Annotated in this window: 26 protein-coding genes, 1 tRNA gene and 1 rRNA gene; 18 read left to right on the forward strand and 10 right to left on the reverse strand. The window is 51.2% G+C overall.

What is annotated here, in order from left to right; genetic code table 11:
- Positions 1–116, reverse strand: a 16S ribosomal RNA gene (locus G604_RS0111370); the annotation flags it as partial.
- Between the two features lie 438 nt (positions 117–554).
- Here G604_RS0111370 and G604_RS0111375 point away from each other — a divergent pair.
- From G604_RS0111375 to G604_RS14360, 14 genes are all read left to right on the forward strand, one after another.
- A complete protein-coding gene (locus tag G604_RS0111375) occupies positions 555–1292 on the forward strand; it encodes a Bax inhibitor-1/YccA family protein (protein ID WP_036905586.1) in 738 nt (245 codons plus the stop codon).
- Positions 1293–1501: 209 nt separating this feature from the next.
- Positions 1502–1975, forward strand: a complete 474-nt coding sequence (gene argR, locus G604_RS0111380) for an arginine repressor (protein ID WP_028910665.1) — start codon at positions 1502–1504, stop codon at positions 1973–1975.
- A gap of 75 nt (positions 1976–2050) precedes the next feature.
- Positions 2051–2647, forward strand: coding sequence for a GNAT family N-acetyltransferase (locus tag G604_RS0111385; RefSeq protein ID WP_028910666.1), 597 nt, complete (start codon positions 2051–2053; stop codon positions 2645–2647).
- Positions 2648–2700: 53 nt separating this feature from the next.
- Positions 2701–3900, forward strand: coding sequence for an argininosuccinate synthase (locus G604_RS0111390; protein WP_028910667.1), 1200 nt, complete (start codon positions 2701–2703; stop codon positions 3898–3900).
- An 11-nt stretch (positions 3901–3911) separates the two neighbouring features.
- On the forward strand, positions 3912–4913 hold the full coding sequence (gene argC / locus G604_RS0111395) for an N-acetyl-gamma-glutamyl-phosphate reductase (RefSeq protein ID WP_028910668.1): 1002 nt from the start codon (positions 3912–3914) through the stop codon (positions 4911–4913).
- A gap of 67 nt (positions 4914–4980) precedes the next feature.
- The gene (locus G604_RS0111400; protein ID WP_028910669.1) at positions 4981–6123 is read left to right on the forward strand and encodes an aspartate aminotransferase family protein; all 1143 of its coding nucleotides are present in this window, start codon (positions 4981–4983) and stop codon (positions 6121–6123) included.
- On the forward strand, positions 6120–6905 hold the full coding sequence (locus tag G604_RS0111405) for a pyrroline-5-carboxylate reductase family protein (protein WP_028910670.1): 786 nt from the start codon (positions 6120–6122) through the stop codon (positions 6903–6905). The genes G604_RS0111400 and G604_RS0111405 overlap by 4 nt, the downstream gene beginning before the upstream one ends.
- Positions 6906–7118: 213 nt before the next feature.
- A complete protein-coding gene (locus tag G604_RS0111410) occupies positions 7119–7673 on the forward strand; it encodes a helix-turn-helix domain-containing protein (RefSeq protein ID WP_028910671.1) in 555 nt (184 codons plus the stop codon).
- Between the two features lie 59 nt (positions 7674–7732).
- On the forward strand, positions 7733–9418 hold the full coding sequence (locus tag G604_RS0111415) for an AMP-binding protein (RefSeq protein WP_028910672.1): 1686 nt from the start codon (positions 7733–7735) through the stop codon (positions 9416–9418).
- 5 nt (positions 9419–9423) lie between these two features.
- A complete protein-coding gene (gene proB, locus G604_RS0111420) occupies positions 9424–10494 on the forward strand; it encodes a glutamate 5-kinase (protein ID WP_028910673.1) in 1071 nt (356 codons plus the stop codon).
- Positions 10495–10553: 59 nt separating this feature from the next.
- Positions 10554–11804, forward strand: a complete 1251-nt coding sequence (locus tag G604_RS0111425; protein ID WP_028910674.1) for a glutamate-5-semialdehyde dehydrogenase — start codon at positions 10554–10556, stop codon at positions 11802–11804.
- 63 nt (positions 11805–11867) lie between these two features.
- Entirely contained in the window at positions 11868–12842 is a 975-nt protein-coding gene (locus tag G604_RS0111430; RefSeq protein WP_028910675.1) for an acetylornithine carbamoyltransferase, read from the forward strand.
- A 6-nt stretch (positions 12843–12848) separates the two neighbouring features.
- Positions 12849–13364: an HD domain-containing protein gene (locus G604_RS0111435; protein ID WP_028910676.1), complete on the forward strand. Its 516-nt coding sequence runs from the start codon at positions 12849–12851 to the stop codon at positions 13362–13364.
- A 288-nt stretch (positions 13365–13652) separates the two neighbouring features.
- Positions 13653–14123: a DUF4143 domain-containing protein gene (locus G604_RS14360; RefSeq protein WP_231376150.1), complete on the forward strand. Its 471-nt coding sequence runs from the start codon at positions 13653–13655 to the stop codon at positions 14121–14123.
- Positions 14124–14574: 451 nt separating this feature from the next.
- Here the strand turns inward: G604_RS14360 and lpdA are convergent, their stop codons facing one another.
- The 7 genes from lpdA to cdd all read right to left on the reverse strand — a co-directional run bounded on the left by lpdA (position 14575) and on the right by cdd (position 21793).
- Positions 14575–15993 carry a dihydrolipoyl dehydrogenase gene (lpdA, locus tag G604_RS0111445; RefSeq protein ID WP_028910677.1) on the reverse strand — a complete coding sequence of 473 codons (1419 nt, stop codon included), beginning with the start codon at positions 15991–15993 and terminating at the stop codon, positions 14575–14577.
- Between the two features lie 38 nt (positions 15994–16031).
- Positions 16032–17525, reverse strand: coding sequence for an aminomethyl-transferring glycine dehydrogenase subunit GcvPB (gene gcvPB / locus G604_RS0111450; protein WP_028910678.1), 1494 nt, complete (start codon positions 17523–17525; stop codon positions 16032–16034).
- Between the two features lie 3 nt (positions 17526–17528).
- Entirely contained in the window at positions 17529–18845 is a 1317-nt protein-coding gene (gene gcvPA / locus G604_RS0111455) for an aminomethyl-transferring glycine dehydrogenase subunit GcvPA (protein WP_028910679.1), read from the reverse strand.
- A gap of 54 nt (positions 18846–18899) precedes the next feature.
- The gene (gcvH, locus tag G604_RS0111460; RefSeq protein WP_028910680.1) at positions 18900–19280 is read right to left on the reverse strand and encodes a glycine cleavage system protein GcvH; all 381 of its coding nucleotides are present in this window, start codon (positions 19278–19280) and stop codon (positions 18900–18902) included.
- 134 nt (positions 19281–19414) lie between these two features.
- Positions 19415–20491: a glycine cleavage system aminomethyltransferase GcvT gene (gene gcvT, locus G604_RS0111465; RefSeq protein WP_028910681.1), complete on the reverse strand. Its 1077-nt coding sequence runs from the start codon at positions 20489–20491 to the stop codon at positions 19415–19417.
- Positions 20492–20550: 59 nt separating this feature from the next.
- On the reverse strand, positions 20551–21267 hold the full coding sequence (locus G604_RS0111470; RefSeq protein WP_028910682.1) for a biotin/lipoate A/B protein ligase family protein: 717 nt from the start codon (positions 21265–21267) through the stop codon (positions 20551–20553).
- A 46-nt stretch (positions 21268–21313) separates the two neighbouring features.
- Positions 21314–21793, reverse strand: coding sequence for a cytidine deaminase (cdd, locus tag G604_RS0111475; RefSeq protein ID WP_028910683.1), 480 nt, complete (start codon positions 21791–21793; stop codon positions 21314–21316).
- A gap of 194 nt (positions 21794–21987) precedes the next feature.
- Here cdd and rbr point away from each other — a divergent pair, with 194 nt between their 5' ends.
- Positions 21988–22530 (forward strand): rubrerythrin, encoded by a 543-nt coding sequence (rbr, locus tag G604_RS0111480; protein ID WP_028910684.1) that lies wholly within the window; start codon positions 21988–21990, stop codon positions 22528–22530.
- Between the two features lie 46 nt (positions 22531–22576).
- Here the strand turns inward: rbr and G604_RS0111485 are convergent, their stop codons facing one another.
- Positions 22577–22873: a nitrous oxide-stimulated promoter family protein gene (locus G604_RS0111485; protein WP_028910685.1), complete on the reverse strand. Its 297-nt coding sequence runs from the start codon at positions 22871–22873 to the stop codon at positions 22577–22579.
- Between the two features lie 82 nt (positions 22874–22955).
- Here G604_RS0111485 and G604_RS0111490 point away from each other — a divergent pair, with 82 nt between their 5' ends.
- Together G604_RS0111490 and G604_RS0111495 are read left to right on the forward strand one after the other, a co-directional pair.
- Complete coding sequence (locus tag G604_RS0111490) at positions 22956–23510, forward strand: GNAT family N-acetyltransferase (RefSeq protein ID WP_028910686.1); 555 nt, start codon at positions 22956–22958, stop codon at positions 23508–23510.
- Positions 23511–23563: 53 nt separating this feature from the next.
- The gene (locus G604_RS0111495) at positions 23564–24565 is read left to right on the forward strand and encodes a 2-hydroxyacid dehydrogenase (RefSeq protein ID WP_028910687.1); all 1002 of its coding nucleotides are present in this window, start codon (positions 23564–23566) and stop codon (positions 24563–24565) included.
- A gap of 184 nt (positions 24566–24749) precedes the next feature.
- Here the strand turns inward: G604_RS0111495 and G604_RS0111500 are convergent, their stop codons facing one another.
- The gene (locus tag G604_RS0111500; RefSeq protein WP_036905593.1) at positions 24750–25832 is read right to left on the reverse strand and encodes a mannose-1-phosphate guanylyltransferase; all 1083 of its coding nucleotides are present in this window, start codon (positions 25830–25832) and stop codon (positions 24750–24752) included.
- Positions 25833–26005: 173 nt separating this feature from the next.
- Between G604_RS0111500 and G604_RS0111505 the strand changes: the two genes are divergently transcribed.
- Positions 26006–26087: transfer RNA gene (locus G604_RS0111505), tRNA-Leu, on the forward strand.
- Positions 26088–26686 lie beyond the last annotated feature (599 nt).

Here is a 26686-nt window from a genome sequence, read left to right on the forward strand (position 1 = left end):
CCGTGCGCCGGTCGACGTCCAAAGTTTGCAAGCAAACTCTGCCGTTTCCCCTCGACTTGCATGTGTTAGGCCTGTAGCTAGCGTTCATCCTGAGCCAGGATCAAACTCTCCATTGTAAAATATGTTTTAAATGTAAATTTGTCTGTCTACAGGGTGAATATCCATACTCGAAGTATTGAGTCGTAAAACCTTCATGTGATTGACAGGTTTCCTTCTTGTACTACTTTCTTTCTGTCTTATGTAATCTTTTCAAAGAACTCTTTCTCAGTGCTTTATCCTTAACCACCACGCTTTTGGCAGTGTGCTTGTTTTCAAAAGCGAGTGCAAAGGTATGAACTTTTTCCGAAAACTCCAAATATTTTTGAAAGAAATTTCTTAAAAAATTGCCTTTTCCCTTATTTCAACAATATTCACCTATTATATATTATAGCATACAGATCGTCCTACATTTCCTTGATCATGTAAAATTGCGTTAAATATTAGGCAGAGTTTCGTTTTTCTGGAAAATCGGCATTAACTTTGTCTGTTGAACAGGAACCAACAAAGAATAAAATATGACAGAACAAGAATTGTACAATGAAATCAATAATTCCGGCTCACAGTTCCATAGCCGTGAGCAAGAGTTAAATTTGGCCATGCCTACCCTCATGCGGAAAGTTTACACATGGATGTCACTTGCCTTAGTGATTACCGGTTTCACGGCATGGGGTGTCGCCAACAGCCCAGCCTTGTATACCGCCATTTTGGGCAACAGTGCCATCATGTGGGGTATGATCATCGCTGAGTTCGTCCTCGTCATGGCTATCTCCGGAGCTATTAACCGGATGTCCATGACGACGGCTACCCTGATGTTCATCCTATACTCCGTATTGAATGGTGCCACATTCAGCTCTATCTTCCTCGTTTTCAACATGAGCACCATTGCCCGCGTTTTCTTCATTACCGCCGGAACCTTTGGTGTCACAGCCCTTTATGGCTATACGACGAAAAAAGATCTAAGTACGATGGGCCGCATCCTCTTTATGGGACTCCTAGGCATCATCATCGCTACCATTGTCAACATGTTTCTCAAGAGTACGGGATTTGACTACATTCTGAGCTATATTGGCGTTGCCATATTCTGCGGCCTTACGGCATGGGACAGCCAGCAAATCAAGCGAGCCCTCTCTACACAGTATGATGTCAGTGAGAGTGCACAGAAGGTAGCGCTTCTCGGAGCACTAACCCTCTACCTCGACTTCATCAACCTCTTCCTCTATCTTCTGAGGATTTTCGGCAGAAACGACAATTAATCATTTTCCATTCAATAGGAAGGGCCGCCTTTTGGGCGGCCCTTGTTTTTTTATATGTGTGCAAAGTCTTTGGTAATCGCATATTTATTCATTATATTCACACAAATTCAAATATTACAATAAATTTCACCAGATTTTTGCAAATTTATTTGCATATTTCAAGTATATCTTGTATATTTGCAGCATCAATTGAATAAACATTCAGTAATATGAATAAAAAAGAAAATAGATTGGAGACGCTGAAGATGATCATCTCTAGTCAAGAGCTATGCAATCAAGAGGAAGTACTGAATGCATTAGCCCAAGAGGGCTATAAGCTTACTCAGGCCACGTTGAGTCGTGATCTCAAGCAGTTGAAGGTTGCGAAGGCAGCGAGCATGAATGGCAAATATGTCTACGTTCTTCCCAACGAGACGATGTATCGCCGAACAAACAAAGCCGACTCCATCTCTCAGATGCTTGCAACTCCTGGTTTCCTATCATTGAATTTCTCAGGAAACATGGGCGTCATCAAGACGCGACCGGGCTATGCAAGCAGCATCGCCTATAACATCGACAACAGTGATATTCCACAGATTCTCGGTACCATCGCCGGTGACGATACGATCTTTATTGTCAAGAAAGATGGCACGCCGGAAGAAGAGGTGATCGAAGCATTGAGGGAGATTATACCCAATATGTAAGATTTGCCGACCGAGAGATGCCGAAGAGAGAAGAAACAACCTTTATATAAATAGAAATATAAACTCATAAAAGATATGGATGAGATAAAAGTGATGGTGGCCGATGCCTCTCATGAGAAATACGTCGACACCATCCTCAAGACAATTTCTGACGCAGCGAAAGTCCGTGGCACCGGTATCGCCAAGCGTACCCACGAATATGTTGCCACCAAGATGAAAGAAGCCAAGGCCGTCATTGCCCTCTGCGGTGATAAGTTTGCCGGTTTCAGTTACATTGAGACATGGGGCAACAAGCACTATGTCACTACTTCCGGCCTCATCGTCCACCCCGATTTCCGTGGTCTTGGTTTGGCCAAAAGAATTAAGAATCTGACCTTCACATTAGCCCGGACCCGTTGGCCCCAGGCAAAAATTTTCTCCTTGACAAGTGGTTCTGCCGTCATGAAGATGAATACGCAGCTCGGCTATCATCCCGTCACGTTCAGTGACCTCACCGACGACGAGAGTTTCTGGCGCGGCTGTGAAGGCTGCATCAATGTTGATATTCTTCACCGTACGGGTCGCAGATATTGTATCTGTACGGCAATGCTCTATGATCCCGAGGAGCATCTGCCCGCCAGACTACCCAAGGACGTCATTGAACGTATCAAGAAGATTGATGGGAAGGAATAACTGTCCATCAACTATATTTCTATTTATCAACAGAAAATAAAAAAGAAGAAGATATGGCTAAGAAGAAAGTTGTAGTAGCATTCAGTGGAGGTCTTGACACCTCTTATACAGTAATGAAGCTGTCGCAGGAAGGTTGGGAGGTCTATGCCGCCTGTGCCAATACCGGCGGATTCAGTGCCGAGCAGTTGAAGACGAATGAGGAGAACGCCTATAAGTTGGGTGCCACGAAATATGTCACCCTCGACGTTACCCATGAGTATTACGAGAAGAGTCTGAAATACATGATTTTCGGAAATGTGCTGCGTAACAACTGCTATCCCATCTCTGTCAGTTCTGAGCGTATCTTCCAGGCTATCGCTATCGCCCGCTATGCCAACGAGATCAAGGCTGATGCCATCGCTCACGGCAGTACGGGAGCCGGCAACGACCAGATCCGTTTCGACATGACCTTCCTCGTGATGTGCCCCGACATGCAGATCATTACCCTCACACGTGATCATGCCCTGAGCCGTAAGGAGGAGGTTGACTACCTCAACGACCATGGCTTCTATGCTGACTTCACCAAGCTGAAATACTCTTACAATGTCGGAATCTGGGGTACGAGTATCTGTGGTGGTGAGATCCTTGATCCTACCCAGGGCCTGCCCGAGGAAGCCTATCTGAAGCATGTCACGAAGACCGAGGAGAGCGAGCTGCGCATCACCTTCGAGAAGGGAGAGATCGTCGCTGTCAACGGTGAGCATTTCGACGATAAGATCAAGGCCATCCAGAAGATAGAGGAGATTGGTGCCGCCTATGCCATCGGCCGTGACTGTAATGTCGGTGATACCATCATCGGCATCAAAGGGCGTGTCGGCTTCGAGGCTGCCGCTCCGAAGCTGATCATCGAGGCCCACCGTCTGCTGGAGAAGAGTACGCTGAGCAAATGGCAGCAGTACTGGAAAGACCAGGTCGGCAACTGGTACGGCATGTTCCTCCACGAGAGTCAGTATCTCGAGCCTGTCATGCCCGATATCGAAGCCATGCTTACAAGTAGTCAGCGCCATGTCAACGGCACTTCTATTTTAAAGCTCCGTCCCTACGGCTTCCAGACGGTCGGCATCGACTCTCCCGACGACCTCACGAAGAGCAAACTCGGCGAGTACGGTGAGATGCAGCACGGCTGGACGGCAGAAGATGCCAAGGGCTTCATCAAGGTCAGTTCCACGCCACTGCGTGTCTACTATGGTCTTCATCCCCACGAAAGAGAATAAGGAGGAGCCATATGATCAAAGTAGGAATACTTGGTGCCGCCGGATATACCGGCGGTGAGCTCATCCGTCTGCTCGTCAACCACCCGGAAGCAGAGATTGTCTTTGCCAATTCCGAAAGTCACAGCGGTGATCTTGTCACGGATGTCCACGAAGGACTCTATGGCGACACCACCCTGCGCTTCACCGACCAACTGCCGTTTAATGATGTCGATGTCGTCTTCTTCTGTTTCGGTCATGGCAAGAGTGAGGCCTTCCTCCGCGAACATGAGATCCCCGAGCGCGTGAAGATCATCGACCTCGCACAGGACTTCCGTCTGGCCCCGGCCACGGTGAGTACCACGCAGCACCCATCGGCCGACAACCACGACTTTGTATATGGTCTGCCGGAGATCAACCACGACCGCATTGCCAAGGCCCAGCATATCGCCAATCCCGGCTGCTTCGCCACATGTATCCAGCTCGGTCTGCTGCCTGCCGCCCACATGCGCCTCATCAACAAGGATGTCAGCGTCAACGCCATCACGGGCAGTACGGGCGCCGGTGTAAAGCCTGGTGCCACGACCCATTTCTCCTGGCGTAATGACAACCTGAGCATCTACAAGGCTTTCATGCATCAGCATGTCCCGGAGATCCGTCAGAGTCTGCGTCAGGAACAGGGTTATCTCGATGCCTCTATCGACTTCATCCCCTATCGTGGCGACTTTGCCCGTGGTATTTTTGCCACAGAAGTCATCAAGACTGATGAACCTCTGGAGAAGATTGTCAAAGGTTATCAGGAGTTTTACAAAGGCGCGAAATTCACGCATTATGTCGACAAGCCCCTCGACCTGAAGCAAGTCGTCAACACCAACAAGTGTCTCGTACATGTCGACAAGGTAGACAACAAGCTCCTTATCACTTCGTGTATTGACAACCTCCTCAAAGGCGCCGTCGGTCAGGCTGTCCAGAACATGAATATCATGTTTGGTATTGATGAGACTGCCGGTCTGCGTCTGAAGGCATCAGCATTCTAAAAAAACAATAAAATTCATACTCTTACCGGAAAGCTATTCTTTCCAATAAGAGATAAAAGACATATCTATGAAATTATTCGATGTCTATCCACTCTTCAATGTCAATATCGTCAAAGGAAGAGACTGTCGGGTATGGGATGATCAAGGGCAGGAATATCTCGACTGCTACGGCGGTCATGCCGTGATCAGTATCGGTCACTGTCACCCACACTATATAGAGATGATGACAAAGCAGCTCAATGCCCTCGGCTTCTACAGCAACAGTGTCATCAACAAGCTGCAGCAACAGTTGGCAGAACGGCTCGGGAAGATCAGCGGTTATGATGACTACCAGTTGTTCCTCATCAACTCCGGTGCCGAGGCTAACGAGAACGCCCTCAAGCTCGCCTCGTTTACTAACGGTCGTAAGCGTGTCCTCTCTGTGGAAAAAGCCTTTCACGGCCGTACCTCCCTCGCTGTAGAGGTGACGAACAACCCGAAGATCACTGCGCCGATCAATGACAACGGTCAAGTAACCTTCTTGCCCCTCAATGACCTGAAGCCGTGGGAAGATGAGCTGAAGAAGGGCGATGTCTGCGCTTGTATCCTCGAGTGTATCCAGGGCGTCGGCGGTGTCAACATGGCCACACCGGAGTTTGCCCAGGGACTGCAGGAACTCTGCAAGGAATATGGAACCTATCTCATTTGCGATGAGATTCAGTGTGGCTATGGCCGCAGCGGAAAGTTCTTTGCCCATCAGTGGCTCGGCATCCGTCCCGACCTCATCACCGTCGCTAAGGGCATCGGCAACGGCTTCCCCATGAGTGCTGTCCTTATCTCTCCGGAGTTCAAGCCCGTCTACGGCCAGCTCGGCACAACGTTCGGCGGTAACCATATGGCCTGTACTGCCGCCCTCGCCGTCCTTGATGTCTTCGAGCAGGAGCATCTTGTGGAGAATGCCCACAAGGTCGGCGACTATTTCATTGCCCAACTGAAGAAACTGCAACAAGAAAACAACCATATTCTCGAAGTCCGTGGCCGTGGCTTGATGATCGGAGTCGTCATGGATGTCCCGCAGAAAGACGTACGAAGCAAACTTATCTATGAGGAACATGTCTTCACCGGCTGTGCCTCCACCAATATCCTGCGTATCCTCCCGCCGTTGACCTTAACAACCCAAGATGTAGATCTGTTTATCAATAAACTGAAAAAAGTATTGTCTGAATTATGAAGATAACTATTATCGGAGCCGGTGCCATGGGAGGCAGTTTCGCCGAAGGACTGCTCCATGACGACACCTTCCAACCCGCCGACCTCACCGTTGCCAATCCCCATGCGGGAAAGCTGGAGAAATTCCAGCGCCTCGGTGCCGCCGTCACTACCGACAACAAGACTGCCGTGGCAGGTGCCGACATCATCGCTATTGTCGTCAAACCGTGGCTCGTGGAAGAGGTGATTAACGAGATCAAAAGCTCTCTCGACTACGACCATCAGATCATCCTCAATATGGCCGCCGCCATCCCCTCCTCGCAACTGCTGAAATGGCTTGACAAGAAAGGTAAGACGCCGGTCCTCTTCCAGGTCATCCCGAACATCGCCATTGCCGTGAAGGCCTCCATGACCTTCATCGTCCCCGTCGGTGCCCTCCCGGCACAGACAGAGCAGGTGAAAACCCTCTTCGACCATCTCGGCGAGAGTCTCATCACCGATGAGCAGCATCTCGGTGCCGGCACCACCCTCGCCAGTTGTGGCATTGCCTATGCCATGCGCTATTTCCGCGCAGCCTCAGAGGGCGGTGTGGAGCTCGGCTTCAAGGCAGACATCGCCAAGGATATCGTGCTGCAGACCTGCAAGGGTGCTGTCGCCCTGCTGCAGAGCAACGGCAACCACCCCGAAGCAGAGATTGACAAGGTGACGACTCCCGGCGGTCTGACCATCAAGGGTCTCAACACCATGGAACAGTATGGTTTCACCAATGCTGTCATCCAAGGGTTGAAAGCCGGAGTAAAATAAAACGATTGAATAATCCTCTTACAGCTAATCGTCTTATTGCGGTAACGCCAAAAAGGGAACAAAATAAGATAAAGCGTAAATTTGCTGCACAAAAACAAAAACATTGTGCAGCATTTTTATTTTCTTAGCACAAAAATAACGAAAAAACGGAAGAGCTTTCCCCTTTCTAAGGAAAAATTCGTACTTTTGGAAACAGATTAAATAACAATCAACATGGAAGAAGCAATCAAGCAGATCGGAGAACGTCTGAAAGGTCTCCGTGATGTCCTTAACATTCCGGCCGAGGAGGTAGCAGATCTCTGTGGCATCTCCCTCGACCATTATCTCAAGATAGAAGCGGGCGAAGCAGACCCGTCTGTCTATCGGCTGAGTAAGATTTCCAAGAAGTACGGCATTGATCTCGATGTCCTCCTCTTCGGCGAGGAGCCCCGCATGAGCAGCTATTACCTCACGCGTGCTGGTCAAGGTCCAGAGATCGACCGTGGCAACGACTATAAATATCAGAGTCTTGCCGGTGGATTCCGCGGTCGTAAGATCGATCCTTTCCTGGCTACAGTGGATCCGTTGCCCGATGGAAAGAAGCATAACAAGAACACCCATGACGGTCAGGAGTTTGATGTCATTATTGAAGGGACGCTGGAACTGACGATAGAGGACAAAGTCCTCGTCCTGGAGAAAGGCGACAGCATCTATTTCGATGCCACCCGTCCCCATTGCTTCCGTGCCTTGCATGGTGAGCCGTCATCCTTCATCTGCATCATTATCTAAGACACTTCTCGCCTCGTGGCAGTAGGAGAAATCAAAAAGATTATTCAGAATACAAATCAATGATAGAAAGATTTCTTAAGCAGACGCATTTCACTTCCGAAGAGGATTTCAAGGAGCATCTGCAGTTCATTATACCGGAGAATTTCAATTTCGCTTATGACGTGATGGATGAGTGGGCCCGCCTCGAGCCCAACAAAGTTTGTCTGTTGTGGACAAGCGAGCGCGGCGAGGAAGTCCGCACCACCTATAAGCAGTTTAAGGAGCAGACCGACCGTACGGCCAGCTATTTCCAGCAGCTCGGTATTGGTCATGGCGATAAGGTCATGCTCATCCTCAAGCGTCACTACCAGTGGTGGCTGAGCATGATGGCCCTGTGCAAGCTCGGTGCCATCGCCATCCCCGCCACCCACATGCTCACGAAGCACGATATCGAATACCGCAACAACCGTGCGAGCACGAAGGCCATCATCTGCTGTAATGACAACTATGTCACCACACAGGTTGCCGAAGCCATGCCTAACAGTCCTACGGTAAAGGTCCTCGTGGCCGTCAACTCGATGTGTGAGGGCGACAAGGCTGTCCCCGAAGGATTCCACGACTGGCATAAGGAATGGCCCAACGCCCCCCATTTCGTCCGTCCTGAGTTTGCCAATGATAATGAGGATACGATGCTGATGTATTTCACCAGCGGCACGAGTGGCGAGCCGAAGATGGTAGCCCACGACTTCCTCTATGCCCTCGGCCATCTCACTACCGGCTGCTTCTGGCATAACCTCAACGAGGACAGCATCCACCTCACCGTTGCCGATACCGGCTGGGGCAAGGCTGTATGGGGCAAGCTCTACGGACAGTGGTTCGCCGGCGCTACGGTCTTCGTCTTCGACCATGAGAAGTTCACGGCCGAGAAGATTCTCCGTCAGATTGAGAAATATCATATCACGTCCTTCTGCGCGCCCCCGACGATTTACCGCTTCATGATCCTTGAGGACTTCAGCAAATACGACCTCAGCAGTCTGAAATGGTGTACCACTGCCGGCGAGGCCATGAACCCGTCAGTAGAAGAGAAGTTCTTCGCCCGTACCGGCATCCATATCTATGAGGGCTTCGGGCAGACAGAGACGACAATGACCCTCGGCACCTTCCCCTGGATTAAGCCGAAACCGGGAAGCATGGGTAAGCCCAATCCACAGTATGATGTCCGTCTGCTGCGCCCCGATGGCACAGAGTGTGAGGATGGTGAGAAGGGCGAGATCTGCATCCGTATCGGTGATCAGAAACCTATCGGCCTCTTCAAAGGCTACTATCGCGATGCCGAGAAGACGAAGGAGGCCTGGCACGACGGCATCTATCACACTGGTGATATGGCCTGGCGTGATGAAGAAGGCTATTTCTGGTTCGTCGGCCGTACCGATGATGTCATCAAGAGTAGTGGCTACCGCATCGGGCCCTTCGAGGTAGAGAATGCGCTGATGACCCATCCCGCTGTTGTGGAGTGTGCCATCACCGGTGTCCCCGATCCTATCCGCGGCATGGTCGTCAAGGCTACCGTCGTCCTCTCCGATGAGTACAAGAGCAAGGCTGGTCCGGAACTCATCAAGGAGTTGCAGAATCATGTGAAGCATGAGACGGCACCTTATAAATATCCCCGTGTCGTGGAGTTCGTCGATGAGCTTCCGAAGACTATCTCCGGTAAGATCCGCCGTGTGGAGATCCGGGAGAAGGATGAGGAAAAAGTAAAAAAGTAAATAAGATGAAACGGATTGTTGTCAAGGTGGGCAGTAACGTGCTCACGCGTGATGACGGTAAACTCGATATCACGCGCATGTCGGCGCTTGTAGACCAGATTGTATGGCTGCGGCGCCACGACTATGAGATCATTCTCGTCTCCTCCGGCTCCATCACCTGTGGCCGTGACGAGATGAGTGTGGACAAGAAACTCGACAGTGTGTCACAGCGTCAGCTCTTCTCGGCCCTCGGCCAGGTGAAGCTTGTGGGCCTCTATTACGACCTCTTCCGGGAGTATGGCATTCATGTGGGTCAGGTGCTGACGATGAAAGAGAGTTTCTCCACACGTGGAGAGTATCTCAACCAGCGGGCCTGCATGAAGGTGATGCTCGAGAATGGCGTGCTGCCGATCATCAATGAGAACGACACCGTAAGTGTCACGGAGCTGATGTTCACTGATAATGATGAACTTGCCGGTCTCGTGGCCTCGATGATGGGCTGTCAGAGCCTTGTCATTCTGACGAATGTCGACGGCATCTATAATGGAGACCCGAAGGACAAAATGACGCGTGTCATCCCGATGGTCAACTACGACCGTGATCTCGGAGAATATATCCAGACCACGAAGAGCGGCTTCGGCCGCGGCGGTATGATCACAAAGACGCATATCGCCCGCAAGGTTGCCGAGGAAGGCATCAAGGTCATCATCGCCAACGGCAAGACCGACAATATCCTCGTGGAACTGGTCACGAAACCGCAGGAGACGATGCACACGGAATTCCGTCCAAACCCGAACCCGACGTCGCAGGTGAAGAAATGGATTGCACACAGTGAGAGCTTCGCCAAGGGAGTCGCCCATATCAACGAGAAAGCCGCCAAGGCCCTGGAGGGCGAGAAGGCTACGAGTCTCCTCCTCGTCGGCGTGACGAGTATCGACGGCGACTTCGAAGAAGGCGACATCATCAATGTGGAGGATCCCGACGGTAAGGTCATCGCCGTGGGTCGCAGCGCCTACAGTTCCGATGATGCCCGCGAGGCTATCGGTGTCCATGACATCAAGCCGCTCATCCACTACGACTATCTGTATATGGAGTAGGGACATGATTGAGCATGTTCTTTCCTAACGCCACACCAACGAACATATATCCTAAAGAAATGGAACTAGAAGAAATCTTCAAAAGTGTCAAGAAAGCCTCAAAGACGCTGGCGCTGATCCCCGACGAGAAGCGCAATGAGATCCTCGGGGCTGTCGCTGACGCCATCATCAGTCATCAGAGCGATATTCTGAAGGCTAATCAGGAAGACCTGGAGAAAGCTGGTAAGAACTATGCCTTCTACGACCGTCTGCTCCTCACGCCGCAGCGTTTGGAGGATATCGCCCATGACATGCGCCATGTCGCTACCCTTCCCTCTCCCCTCGGCCATGTGTTGAAGGAGAAGACGCTCGACAACGGCCTCCATCTGAAGCGTGTCAGCGTGCCATTCGGCGTCATCGGCATGATCTTCGAGGCTCGTCCGAACGTCACCTTTGATGTCTTCTCCCTCTGTTTCAAGAGTGGCAATGCCGCCATCCTCAAGGGCGGCAAGGAGGCCGACGGAACGAACCGTGCGGAGGTGAAGGTCATCCACGATGTTCTTCAGAAATACGATGTTGACCCGCATGTCGTGGAACTCCTTCCGGCTACCCATGAGGCCACGGGAGCGCTGTTGACGGCAGTAGGTTATGTAGACCTCTGTATCCCCCGTGGCAGCAAGCGACTGATCTCGTTCGTACGTGATACGGCGAAAGTACCGGTCATCGAGACGGGTGCCGGTGTCGTCCATTGCTATTTCGATGAGACTGGTGACTTGGAGAAAGGAAAGCGGATTGTAGACAATGCGAAGACCCGCCGCTGCACCGTCTGCAACACCCTCGACACGCTGTTGATCAACAGTCACTGCCTCACGGATCTCCCCGCCCTCGTCGCACCGATGGCTCCGAAGGGCGTAAAGCTCCATGCCGATGAGCGGAGCTACAAGGCGCTGAAGGGCAGCTATCCTGATGAGTTGCTCGTCCAGGTCGATGATCCCGATATCTGGTTTACGGAATGGCTGAGCATGCAGATGGGCGTCTGCACCGTTGACAATCTCGACGAGGCCCTGGCACATATCGACCAGTATGGCAGTGGCCACAGTGAGAGTATCGTCACGGAGGACGAGGCCAACGCCCGGAAGTTCGAGGCGATGGTCGATGCCGCCTGCGTCTATGTCAACGCGCCGACGAGTTTCACCGATGGCGCCCAGTTCGGCCTTGGCGCTGAGATCGGTATCAGCACGCAGAAGCTCGGTGCCCGCGGTCCGATGGCACTGGAGGAAATCACCACGTACAAGTGGCTGATAGAAGGAAATGGACAAATCAGAAAATAGAGGGATTTTGTAGGTGGCCGTCCTATTGCGGCCACGCAAGGAAGAACAACAAAGATAAATCATATGAGAACATTCTTTAATGTAGAAGACATCGGCGACCTGCACCAGGCGCTCGCCGAGGCCGAAGAAGTAAAACAGAACCGGTTTGGTTATCAGCAGCTCGGCAAGAACAAGACCCTGCTGATGATTTTCTTCAATAACAGTCTGCGCACCCGTCTGTCCACCCAGAAGGCTGCCATGAACCTCGGTATGAACGTCATCGTCCTCGATGTCAATGCCGGTGCCTGGAAGCTGGAGACAGAGCGTGGCGTCATCATGGATGGTGACAAGAGTGAGCATCTCCTCGAGGCAATCCCCGTCATGGGCTGCTACTGTGACCTCATCGGCGTGCGCTCCTTCGCCGGCCTCAGCGACCGCGACTATGATTACGCCGAGACGATTGTCAACCAGTTTGTGAAATACAGTGGCCGTCCCGTCTTCGCCATGGAGACCGCAACCGTCCATCCCCTCCAGGCCTTCGCCGATACCATCACGATTGCGGAGAAATGGAAGGAGCTGAAACAGACACGCCGCCCGAAGGTCGTCATGAGTTGGGCGCCCCACTGCCGTGCCCTGCCCCAGGCTGTGCCGAACTCCTTTGCCCAGTGGATGAATGCCGCCGATGTGGACTTCGTCATCACGCAGCCCGAGGGTTATGAACTCGATCCGAAATTCGTTGGCAATGCCAAAGTGGAATACGACCAGAAGAAAGCTCTCGAGGGCGCTGACTTCGTCTACGCGAAGAACTGGAGCTGCCCGGGCGTAAAGAACAAGGCTGACTACGGTAAGATCCTCTCGAAGGATATGAGTTGGACGATTGATACCGAGCACATGAGTTGGACCAATGACGGTTATTTCATGCACTGTCTGCCCGTCCGCCGTGGCCTCATCGTCACTGATGATGTCATCGAGAGTCCTCACAGCCTCGTCATCCCCGAAGCTGCCAACCGTGAGATCTCCGCAGAGGTCGTGATCAAGAGAATTCTCGAATCATTATAAAAGCCTATGGAACTGCAAGCACTGATCGACCGCCTGACGATGGCGATGATCGATTTTGACAAAGGGGATACCATGCGCATCCAGCATTTCCTGAAAGTACACCGCTTCGCGCAGCTCATCGGCCACAGTGAGCACCTCGATGATCACACGCAGATGATCCTCGAGAGTGCCGCCGTCGTCCATGACATCGGTATCCATCCCGCCGAGGCGAAATATGGCAACTGCAACGGAAAACTGCAGGAGCAGGAGGGACCGGCACCGGCACGGAAAATGCTCACTGAGCTCGGCTACAACAGTGACGACACCGAGCGCATTTGCTATCTCATCGCCCATCATCACACGTATCATCCTATTGATGGCATGGATTATCAGATTCTCGTAGAGGCCGACTTCCTCGTGAATTTCTTTGAGGATAATATCCCCGCAAATTCTGTCGCCTACACGCTGAACAAGATCTTCAAGACTGCTACGGGCAAGAAGATCGCCGAGCTGATGTTCCTGGAGAAATATGAGAAGCCCTAGGAACATGATGGAGCATGTTCCGATCACGTAGGGGCTTGATTTATTATGTTCCAATCACGTAGGGACTTGATTCATCATGATCCGCCACATAAACAATTAGGACGACCACAAGGGCCGCCCCTACGAGCGGATCGTCGGACCATGATAAATCATGTCCCTACAGACTTTGCAAAATATACTTAAAACTTTCTAGTTTCAGAAGGAAAGTTTACAAGTATACTTGAAACTTTTTGTATACTTGAGGATGATACCGTCAATGAGTATCAGAACAGTATCTACTCCACAATTGTGTTCAGAGACATTGTAGAACGTTACAAACTCAGGAATATCGGTTTCTTAGAGCGTCTCATCGAATATTTGGCAGAAAATATAGGTAATCTGTTCTCCGCAAAGAAAGTCAGCGACTTTCTGAAATCCCAACAGGTAAAAATCTCTGTCAGCCAGATTCAGAATTACCTGAAGTATCTCGCCAATGCTTTTCTTATCCACCGGGTAGAACGCTACGATCTGGTTGGCAATCGGATGTTTGAGATTGGCGAAAAAGATTATTTTGAAAATCTCGGTCTCCGCAACAATATTATCGGATACCGCATCAATGATGAGGGGAAACTGTTGGAGAATTTAGTTTACAACCATCTCTTGTATCTTGGCTATCAGGTAAAGATTGGATATATGCAGCAAAAGGAGATCGACTTTGTGGCTGAAAAGAACCATGAACGAATCTATATCCAAGTAAGCCTGTGTCTGGACAATGAGTAGGTGGCCACCATGTTGTGGCCACGCACCCCGCATTGAAGAAACAAAAGTAATCATTTCCCTACATATTCCCCATCTTCCTTGCGTGGCCGCAACATGGCGGCCACCTACAAAAGGATCTCCTATGGTGGGGAAAATATATCAGTGAGATAATTTTCTATCTCTAAAGCAGAAAAAATTATCTCTGTTGTTTATCAACGACAAATACGAGACATATCATAGCCCATAAAATCGCAAGTCGCAAATCGCAAATCGCAATTTCCTTGCTCCACACGCCCCCATTCCATTGGGATATATTATATATATTATAATATATATAATATATAATTTATTTATAACACTTAGGGATATGGACTATCCCCTTCCCATCAACCGATATGCGCATAAAACCTATGCACCCCGAAGGACGAAATTGCGATTTGCGATTTGCGATTTGCGACGAACAGCCATTTATCTACCCATTGAGAATCTCCTGCAACGTAGGATGGATATGGATGACGGACCGGAGATCGGCGAGCGTACAGTCGCGCGTCATCAGTGCGGCCACCTCCTGGACGAGGTCAGCGGCATGAGCGCCATAGACATGACAGGCGAGGATGCGGCCGTTCTGTGACTGACGTGTCGTTTCCGTAGCTGAGGGGGCTGCATCGTCCTTGACGGCTTCCGTAAGGATCTTCACCATTCCCTCCGGTTCACCTATCGCCAGCGCCTTTCCGTTGGCACGATAGAACGATTTATGGACCTCATAGGCGATACCGGCGGCCTTGAGCGCCTCTTCCGTAGGGCCGACACTCGCCGCCTCGGGATCGGTGAAGACAGCGGAGGGGATGATGTCGAGGCGCAGACCATCCTCCTGTCCGAGGATCTCATCAATGACCTTCCGCCCTTGAGCCTCAGCGGCATGGGCGAGCATCATACGGCCATTGACATCACCGATGGCATAGACACCGGGAACCGACGTTTGGAAATAATCATCCACCGTGATTCCCTTGCGGTCGAAGGCGATACCGGCAGCCTCGAGGTTCAGCCCGTCGGTATTCGGCCGCCGTCCCGTAGCCATGAGGATCATATCGGCCTCAACGGTCTCCTCCTGCCCTTTCTTATTCTTATAGATGACGGTATGTCCGTCGATCTTCTCCACGGCACTCTGGAAGGAGAACTTCACGCCGCGCTTCTCCATCTGCTTGCGCAACCGCCGGGCGATCTCCCCGTCGAGGGCCGGCAGACACTCCTTGAGAAACTCCACCACGGTGACCTCCACGCCGAAGGCATTGAAGATGGAGGCGAACTCCATTCCGATGACACCAGCACCGATGATACAGAGCCGTTGCGGCAAGGCCGTACGCTGCAGGAGTCCCGTACTCGTCACGACGGGCGAATCCGGCGCATTGACCTTAGTGGCATCAAGTCCTTCTATCGGTGGCAGTTTCGACCGCGAGCCTGTAGCGATGAGAATATGCGGAGCCGTATATTCCGCGTCGCCCACACGAACCGTATGGGCATCGACGAACGAGGCTTCCCCACTGACGAGGGTGATTCCCGGCGCAGACAACAACGTATGGATACCCTCTCGCAACTGACTGACGACGGCATCTTTCCGCCGCATCGCCTGGCGGAAACACGACGCGAGTCCCTCCTCCACATCGAGTCCCGACCGCCCGTCGACAAACATCTGTTGCAGCCAGGGGTTACGAATCAGTTGAGCGTCATGGACGAGACATTTCGTAGGGATGCAGCCGCGGTTCAGACAGGTGCCGCCAACCTCTCCGGCCTCAATGACGACCGTCTGCAGGCCTTGCCGGGCGGCATAGGCGGCTGTGGCATACCCCCCGGGCCCACAGCCGATGATGATCAAATCTGATTTATTTTCCATTTTCCGTTCTCCGTTCTCCATTTTCCATTTGCGCAGCATTATCCATTCTCTATTTTCCGTTCTCCATTATTTGTGATTTGACGAAACGTCAGCACGGGGTGCCGGGCTGCCTCGACATCATCCACACGACCGATGGGGGTGTCATGAGGAGCCGATTTGACAACATCGGGGTTCTCATGGGCCTCACGGGCTATGCGGTGCATCACATGGATGAACCCGTCGATCGTCTCCTTACTCTCATTCTCCGTCGGCTCAATCATCATCGCCTCATGGAAGAGGAGCGGGAAATAGATCGTCGGTGCATGATAGCCGTAGTCGAGGAGCCGTTTGGCCACATCGAGGGTCGTCACGCCCATAGTCTTATCGCACAAGCCGTTGAAGACAAACTCATGCTTGCAGAGTCCCGTAATCGGTAGCTCATAGTCGTCCTTCAGACTCTCCTTGATATAATTGGCATTGAGGGTAGCCAACGGTCCGACTCGTTTCACATTCTCCTTACCAAGCGACAACAAGTAGGTCAGGGCACGGAGGATAATGGCGAAGTTGCCAAGGAAGGCCCCGACATGATTGCCGGCCGTCTCACAACAATCTCCGAGGTTATTCTCCACATGATAAACAAGGCCATCCTTGACGACATGCGGCTTCGGCAGGAAGTTCTCCAGGCCTTTCCTCACGCCGACGGGACCGGAGCCCGGGCCGCCACCGCCATGAGGCGTGGAGAACGTCTTATGGAGATTGACATGCATCACGTCGAAGCCCATGTCTCCCGGACGTGCCACACCGAGCAAGGGATTCAGATTGGCACCATCATAATACATCAGTCCGCCACAGTCATGGACAAGCCGTGCAATCTCCGGAATCTCCCGTTCGAAGAGGCCGAGGGTATTCGGATTCGTCATCATCATCGCGGCGACGTCATCACCGAGGAGCGGCTTGAGATCCTCCACATCGACAAGGCCGTCGGCATTACTTTTCACCTCCACGACCTCCAGACCGCAGACTGCGGCAGAGGCGGGATTCGTGCCATGGGCAGAGTCGGGCACGATGACCTTTGTCCGCTTTGTATCACCGCGGCTCTGGTGATAGCTGCGGATCGTCATCAGGCCCGTCAACTCACCGTGGGCACCGGCACAGGGATTGAGGGTGAAGTCAGCCATTCCCGTGAGGGCACAGAGCATCTGCTGCAGGCGGTATTCCACCTCCAATGCGCCCTGAACGGTACTCTCGGGCTGCAACGGATGGAGGTTGAACTCCGGCAAGGCGGCGATCTCCTCGTTGATAACAGGATTATATTTCATCGTACAAGAGCCGAGGGGGTAGAAGCCATTATCCACACCGAAATTATTCTCACTATGATTCGTATAATGACGTACCACGGTCATCTCATCACACTCCGGCAACACTGCCGCCTTAGTGCGGCGGAGGGCCATCGGGAGCTCATGGTGCTTGAAGGGTGACTTCGGCAACGAATAGCCCTTACGCCCCGGATGAGAGAGCTCAAATATCAGTTTTCCGTATAGTTTATTGTTCATAATTTACGAATTTAGCAACCCACACAACGTATCACATTCCTCCTTTGTCCGCCTTTCGGTGACAGCGATGAGCAACTGATCTTTACCAACTTTCACGCCGGGGAGGATATGGAGGTCGACGGCCTTGTCGTAGAAGGCATCACGGTCGTCCATACGTACGAGAAACTCATTGAAGAACGGCTGGTCGTAGACAAGCTCTGCCTTCCCCGTGGCCACCATCGCCTCAGCGAGGTCATGGGCGCCGTCATAGCCCATTTGTGCTGCCTCCTGCAGGCCTTCCTTACCCATCAAGGAGAGATAGATGGTGGCAAAGAGTGTAGCCAGTGACTCGTTGGAACAGATGTTCGAGGTGGCACGCTGCCGGCGGATATGCTGTTCACGGGCCTGGAGGGTGAGCACAAACGCCCGTTGTCCGCGGTTGTCGTGCGTCATGCCGACGATACGTCCGGGCATCTTGCGCATGAGTTTCTCCGTGGTACACATATATCCGGCATAAGGACCACCAAAGGACATTGGCAGACCGAGGCTCTGGATATCTCCTACGGCGATGTCGGCGCCCCACTCGCCCGGCGTCTTCAACAGGGCGAGATCAGCGGCGACACTATTGATGATAAACAAGGCTTTCTGCGCATGACAAGCCTCGCTCATCCCCGTGAAGTCCTCGATGATGCCATAACGATTCGGCTGTTGAACGACGACACCAGCCACGCCACCGGCCTTGAGACGGCGCCGGAGGTCATCATGATCGGTCACGCCGTCTTTCTCCTCAACAAACTGGATATCGACGCCATGGAAATGCGCATAGGTAAGGACGACCGCCGTGATCTTCGGATCAAGGGTGCGGGAGAGGAGTACCGTCTTACCTTTATGACTGTTGTTGTAAGCCATGAGGACAGCCTCCGCCGTGGCCGTCGTACCCTCATAGAGGGAGGCATTGGAGATCTCCATGCCCGTCAGTTCGGCCATCATGCTCTGGTACTCGAAGATATAATGGAGTGTACCCTGTGAGATCTCTGCCTGATAAGGGGTATAAGAAGTGAGATACTCCGACCGCTCCACGAGATAGGGAATGACGGAGGGCGTATAATGATCATAGACACCGGCCCCGGCAAAGCAACAGAGCTTGTCGTTCTGTGCGCCGAGGGTATGGAAGAACCGGCGGATCTCCTCCTCGCTCATCGCCTCGGGTAACGCATAGTCGCCCTTGAACTTCAGCGCGTCGGGGACATCGGCATAGAGTTCTTCCAACGAGGCGACGCCGATAGTCTTCAGCATCGCCGCCACCTCTTCGTCTGTATGTGGAAAATATTTATAGGTCATAGTATTGTTTTTGTAGGGACATGATTGATCATGGTCCGTCAAATGGGCGAATTATTATTTCTCGCAGAATGCCTCGTACCCCTTGGCGTCCATCAACCCGTCGAGTTCAGAAGGATCACTGAGTTTCACTTTGATGATCCAGTTGGCGAACGCGTCCTGGTTGACAAGTTCCGGGTGATCCTCCAGGGCCTCGTTGACCTCAACGACAGTACCGCTGACGGGCGACATCAGATCACTGGCAGCCTTCACGCTCTCCACGGCACCAAACTCCTCTCCGGCGGTCACCTCATCATCAACATCGGGCATGTCAACATAGACGACATTGCCCAAGGCATGCTGCGCATAATCGGTGATACCGACATAACCGTATTCTCCTTCTACCTTTACATACTCATGTGACTCTGTATAATAGAGTCCTTCAATTACCTTTGCCATAGTTTTATCGTTTTTAGTTCTTAGTTTTTTTATTTGTAGGGACATGATTGATCATGTTCCGCCGATATGCAAATTGCACTTTCAACTGTCATCCCGACGGCGGGCCGCCACAAGGGACGGCCCCTGCAAGTGGATCACGGTCTTTGATAGAATCTCTTCTTCACGATCGTGCCGGGGAACCGCTTCTTACGAATCTGGATCTCTACCTCATCACCGAGCTGCAGACTACTGTCGACGAGGGCGACGGCACAACTCTTATCGACGGAGATGAGCCGGTAACCCGTCGTCACCTCTCCTACCTGCTGGCCATCCTTCAACACGGGATAGCCATGACGCGGCACCGCCTTATCCTTGAGTTCAATGCCGCGCAAGCGCTGGGCCACACCCTCCGTCTTCTGCCTCAACAAGGCTTCCTTACCGATGAACTCCGGCTTGTCGAACTTCACGAATTTCGACAGACCGGCCATGACGGGCGTAATCGTCGCCGAAAGCTCGTCGCCATAGAGCGGCAGACCGGCCTCAAAGCGTAGGGTATCCCGGCAGCCGAGACCGCACGGCTTTACACGTCCACTCGCCATGAGTTTATCCCACGTATCACGGATATACGCTGCCGTACCATAGACCTCGAAGCCGTCCTCACCGGTATAGCCCGTACGAGAGATCAGGATTGTCTCATCGAAACGCTCGAGCGTCTTACAGGTATAATATTTCAGTTCATGGCACGGCAGATGGAGCACTTGCTCCACAACCTCTTCGGCCTCGGGACCCTGAATGGCCAGTTGGTTCCAATAATCGGACTTATAACAGACGACGATATTAAAACCCTCCGACTGCTTCCGCACCCAGTCATTATCCTTGTCGATATTGGCGGCATTGATCGTCATGAAGAATCTATTCGGCGCCGTCTTGCAGATACAGGTATCATCGATAGTGCCGCCGTCCTCCTGGCACATCATGCCATACATCACACGTCCCACGGGCATTCCCGTGACATCATTCGTAAAAATGTGATTGATGAACTTCTCGGCCTCCGGGCCACTGACAATGATCTCACCCATGTGGGAGACATCAAAGACGCCGCAGTGATGCCGCACGGCGTTATGCTCCTCTATAATAGAGGTGTACTGAATGGGCATGTCGAAACCGCCAAAAGGTTGGATAAGCGCCCCAAGGGCGACATGACGGTCATACAAACAGGTTCGTTTATTCATATCAATAAATTTAGGAATTTGTAGGTGGCCGCCATGTTGCGGCCACGCAGCCACTATGATTAGTTGACTTTTCGATAGATCCACTTGGGATCATCGTATTCTTTTTCCAATTTTTCAATCTGACGGACATCCTCCGGCGAGAGGGTGATCTCATCGCTGCAGATCGTCTGCCGCAGAAACTGCTTGATCTCCTCCAGGGGCATATCCGTATGGTCCTGGAGCAACGTGATGCGCTGTCGGACACTCTGCACGCCATGCTTCCCGAGCTTCTGCTTCGACGGCGTGATGGCATGGAGCATATTCTCCATATCCGTGGAATAAAGCATCGTGCCATGGACGATACTTGCGCCGGGGAGATGATAAAAGGCCGTGCCCGACACCTTCCGGCCGTCAATGAGGATGTCATTATGTTCGGTACTCGTGGCCGGAATCCCCATCTTCTCCAACGCTCCCGTGACAAGGTCGAGATAGCGCTGGAAGGTGCTACTCACCTCAGCCTCCCGCGTGATATAGGAGAGCATGACATTGCTCCAGTCGGCATAGACACAGCCGCCGCCACTCTTGCGACGGAAAGTATGGATGCCATGCGACCGACAGTAGTCGAGGTTCACCTCAGCCTCAACATCCTGATTACGGCCGAAGATCACTGACGGCTCCACCTGCCACATGAAAAAGAGGTCATCGGGAAACTGTGTCGAGCGAGCGACATATTCCTCCATGGCGAGATAGAACGACAGTGGACGGATCTTTTCTTCTGGTAAGGCTAGATAATGCATAGGCTATGCTGATTGAGGGTTTAGGGGTGTCGATGGAGGGAACGGATTACTTCATATTCCCATCTACGAAACAGAATGGTAAAAGATCTTTAATAGAATGAAAGATATAAACGCCTTTGGACGAGGCCACAAGAATTCGGATAGGTTGATGATAGCGCTCCTCCACCTCGAGGATCACCTGTCGACAAGCACCGCAGGGCCATGCCGGTATTGCCGTCACTCCTTGCTCATTGCAACCGACAAGGGCCAAAGCCTTTACTGCCTGTTCTGGATACTGGGCTTGGGCGGAAAAGACGGCCGTTCGCTCAGCACAGAGGCCTGAAGGATAAGCGGCATTCTCCTGATTGGCTCCCTGTACGATCGTACCGTCAGCCAGCAGCACGGCGGCACCTACTCGGAAATGAGAATAAGGTGAATAGGAATGTGTCGTAGCTTTCAAGGATGCATCGACCAAGTTTCTGTCGGCTGCCTCTAACTCCTCATAGGAACCAAAAAGGTAATCAGTCTTTAATTCTTTCTTTTCCATAAACAGATTTCTTTGTGGCAAATATAGCAATTATTCTTATAAAGAAAGGTGTTATCTCCAACTATTTAACACTATTTTCCCTGTAAAAAATTTATTCATAAAAAATGCAAAAAGATTTGGGTCGAGTATCTTTTTTATCTATCTTTGCAATCAGAAATAATTGTAAAAGTTACAAAATAAATAAACTGAACATTATGAAAGAACTGAAAGGAACTAAGACTGAGAAGAACCTGCAGGAAGCATTCGCAGGTGAGAGCATGGCTCGTAACAAGTACACCTATTTTGCCTCCAAGGCACGCAAGGACGGCTTTGAGCAGATCGCCGCTATCTTCGAAGAGACTGCTGCCAACGAGAAGGAGCACGCCAAACTGTGGTTCAAGCTCCTCGAGGGTGGTGAGATCCATAGCACCCGTGAGAACCTGAAGGCTGCTGCCGAGGGGGAAAACTACGAGTGGACCGATATGTACGACCGTATGGCAAAGGACGCCGAAGAGGAAGGCTTCAAGGAGATTGCTGCCCGCTTCCGCGCTGTCGGTGCTATCGAGAAGACTCACGAGGAGCGCTATCGCAAACTCCTGAAGAACATCGAGGATGCCCTCGTCTTCAGCCGTGATGGTGACGCTATCTGGGTATGCCGCAACTGCGGTCATGTCGTTGTCGGTCCGAAGGCTCCGAAAGTATGCCCCGTTTGCCAGCATCCGCAGAGCTTCTTCGAACTGAAGGCTGAGAACTATTAATAATCCGTTAGGGTAGCCCTCAAGGGCACCCCCTCAATACAGATAATTACCGGGCATGTCGAAATGCCTGGTAAGGTGCGAGAAAAATCATGCGAGGACCACTCCATCGCATGATTTTTTTTATTTCCTCCCGCCGCTGACGGCTATAGCAATGGATGGGACAACGCTTGCACGGTCCCTTCTCCTCGCCGAAACGACAATGATCAAGACGGTCTAAACAGTAATGCGCCAAACTGCGCAACTCACTGCTGAGGAATTTCTGATGAAGCCGATGACGTCCGTAGATACAGATCATCAACAAGACGACATGCTTCTCATATTGGATAACTGATTTCTTTTTCATGTTGACAAAATTACAAAATATTCCACTCTTATTTTTCTTCGTGTGCGGATAAATGAGTAACTTTGCCGTAAAATCGTAATAAATGATGATAAATATTCGGAAAGCGACCCCTGCTGATGCCCAGGCCTTATTGGACATCTACGCCCCTTATGTGACAGATACGGCTATCACGTTTGAATATGATGTACCTTCTCTTGATGACTTCCGCCATCGCATTGAGACCTTTTCGGCTCACTATCCCTATCTCGTAGCTGAGGAAGACGGAGTCATTGTCGGTTACAGTTATGCCCATCGGCTTCGTGAGCGCGCTGCCTATCAGTGGTGCGTGGAGACAACGATCTATCTCGACCGTAATCACCGCCATGAGCATATCGGCACCGTCCTCTACCAGGCTCTGGAAAAGGCTCTGGAGCGTCAGGGCATCAAGAATATGTATGCCAGCATCACAGTACCCGACAACGAGGCTGACAGAAAATATATCCCCAAGACGAGTCCGCTCTTCCATGAACATCTCGGCTTTACGGAAGTAGGACATTTTCATCAGTGCGGTTGGAAATTCAACCGGTGGTTTGACATGATTTGGATGGAAAAGCTCATCGGAGACAGAAAAAATCCGGAAAAGATGAATAGTAAATAAAATTTTTACTATCTTTGCATCGAGAATTACCTAACCAATAAAAACTAAAGCTTATGGCCATTCAAGTAGGATTTTATGATGCAAAGAATTATGACCGTACGGTCTTCAATACCAGTAACGATGGAGAGGACATCGAGATTCATTATTTCGGTGACCGTCTCAACGAAGAGAGCGTACGCCTCTCGAAAGGTATGGATGTCATCTGTATCTTCGTCGATGACACCTGTGACAGCCGTGTTATCGAAGCACTGAAAGCCAACGGTGTCCGCCTCATCGCCCTCCGCTGTGCAGGCTTCAACAATGTAGATCTCGCCGCTGCCGCCGCTGCCGGTATCCCCGTGGTCCGTGTGCCCGCCTATTCGCCCCATGCCGTGGCTGAATATGCCGTGACCCTCATGCTCTGTCTGAACCGTAAAGTATACCGGTCGACGAACCGCACGCGTGAGTGGAACTTCAAGCTCGACGGTCTCATGGGCTTCGACATGTACGGCAAGACCGTCGGTATCGTCGGCCTCGGACGTATCGCCCGCTGTGTAGCCGAGATCCTCCATGGCTTCGGCATGAAGATTCTGGCTTACGACCTCTATCCCGACAAGGCCTTCGCGGAGAAACTCGGTATTGAGCTCGTTGATCTCGATGAAATCTACCGCCGCAGCGATATCATCACACTCCATGTGCCGCTGACTCCTCAGACGCGCTATATGATCAACAACGTGAGTATCGACAAGATGAAGCCCGGCGTGATGATCATCAATACGGGTCGTGGTAAGCTCATCTCCTCCAGTGCCCTCATCGAAGGGCTCCGCAGTCGTAAGGTGAGCTGCGCCGGCCTCGATGTCTACGAGGATGAACAGAAATATTTCTATGAGGATCTCAGCGACTCGATGATCAGCGATGATAAGCTGTCTATTCTGCTGACGATGCCAAATGTCATCGTCACTTCACATCAGGCCTTCTTCACAAAAGAAGCCCTGGAGAATATCGCACATACTACATTGACGAATATCCGTGACTTTATTGCCGGCAAACCCCTCGTCAATGAAGTCAAACCGTAGGGACATAATTTATTATGCTCCGGACCGTACGGATTTGACGATCCTTCGTAGGGGCGGCCCTTGTGGCCGCCCTAACCGGGAAAAGATTGTGGCCGCCCTAACTGGGAAAAGATTGTGGCCGCCCTAACTGGGAAAAGATTGTGGCCGCCCTAACCGGGAAAATGTCGGCTAGGGCGTCCTCAAACTATATATATTCCTCCCCCTTCTTCAACTGTATCTCATTGACATACTTTCGAATGAGAGCCGAGGAATCTTCCTTCTTACAAATTAAGAGTACGTTATCTTTCTCCGCCACGATGAATCCATCGAGACCATTGATGACGGCCAAACGACCCTTGGGAAGTTTGATAATATTGTTCTTACTATCTTCAAGATAAGCCTCCGTGTCAATAACGACATTGTCATCCTCCCCTTTCTTCTTCGCCTCATAGATGCCATGCCATGTACCGAGGTCAGCCCATCCAAAGTCGCTCTTCATGACATATACATTCTCCGAGCGCTCCAGAATGCCATAATCGATGGAGAGGTTCGTATAACTGGGGAAATGCTCCCGCACATAGGCTTGTTCATCCTCATAGGTGTAGTCCGGCTTCTGTTTGTCGAGATTACGGAGAACGACGGGCAGACAGTCGTAGAGGATACGAAGCAACGTAGAGGCCTTGGAGATAAAGATCCCCGTATTCCAATACCATTCGCCACTCTCCATGAACATCTTCGCGAAATTGCGGTCGGGCTTCTCGATGAAACTCTTTACCTTGAAAGTGTCATCCCAGTTGCTGTAATCGCCAATCTGAATATAGCCATAGCCGGGCTCGGGACGCGTGGGCTTGACACCAAGGACGACGACACTGTCATTCCGATTGGCAAACTCTAGTCCCTCATTGATATTCTTTTGAAATTCCTCTTCCCGGAATACCATCTGATCGGATGGGATAATGGCCAGACTGGCCTCGGGATGGAAATGAGCAATGAGATGGGCGGCACGCGCCACACTGGGTGCCGTATTGCGATAGATCGGTTCTGCGAGGATATTCCGCTCCGGAAGCTCCGGCAACTGTTCACGCACAAGATCACTATATACCTCATTAGTAGCGATAAAGATATGGTCCGCGTTAAAGAAGCGCGCCATTCGATGATACGTCATCTGAAGCTGCGTCTCTCCGGTACCGAAGAAGTCGATAAACTGTTTGGGCATGTTCTCACGGCTGCACGGCCACAGGCGACGGCCCTTGCCACCCGCCAAGATCACGCAGAAGTTTTCATTCATAGCCAATAGTCATTATGATTCAACATTCAACATTCTACTTTTATGGTTGTAAAGGTACTCATTTTTCTCCATATCCACATCAAGAGAGAAAGAAAATTAAGAATTTTAATCTAAATCTTTGCTAATTCAATTTTTTTCCGTAACTTTGCACCCGCTATACCGAAAAGCAAATTGCCCAGATGGCGGAATCGGTAGACGCGCTGGTCTCAAACACCAGTGCCGCAAGGCATCCCGGTTCGAACCCGGGTCTGGGTACACGTTAAAAAGCCAAAGTGTTGAATACCAACACTTTGACTTTTTAATTATCTCTTTATTTGCGACTTTCTTGCGACTTAATCAGCTGTTGCCTCTGAGAATTTTTGTCGCTCAAGAACGTTTTTTGCGACTTTCAGCTCCCGAAGCAAGAGTTCAGAACATCGCCTATTTCTCCACAATCTTCCCGAAGTTTTTTTTCAATAAGTGGCTGAAGTTTGTATCCATCATTTATTAGTGCTCTTCTTACGGATCACATGTAAGCGTATCCGCGATGCAGCCTTGTGTGGATCATTTTGATTCATTATCTTTGCGGCGATAAATCAAACCGTAATGTTATGACAGCAGCAGAACGCTATGAACAAGTATGGAATAAGTTCCTTGTGGCATTGAAGAAGGACCCTTCTTCATGCCTGTCCTCACTTCAAGTAAAATACCACATCAACCGCCGCGGCATGTGCAAGTGGATGAAGGAGCATTCTGTCTCCGTAAGAGAGGCGAAACGGCAGGTACTCGTAGACCAAAAGACTTCGCCGAAGAGGAGGATACCTATATTGCCGGGGACGAAACCTACCATAAGGTTCTTGTCAATGAGAAGAACA

It is taken from the genome of Prevotella sp. AGR2160, assembly GCF_000424185.1.
Lineage (GTDB): Bacteria > Bacteroidota > Bacteroidia > Bacteroidales > Bacteroidaceae > Prevotella.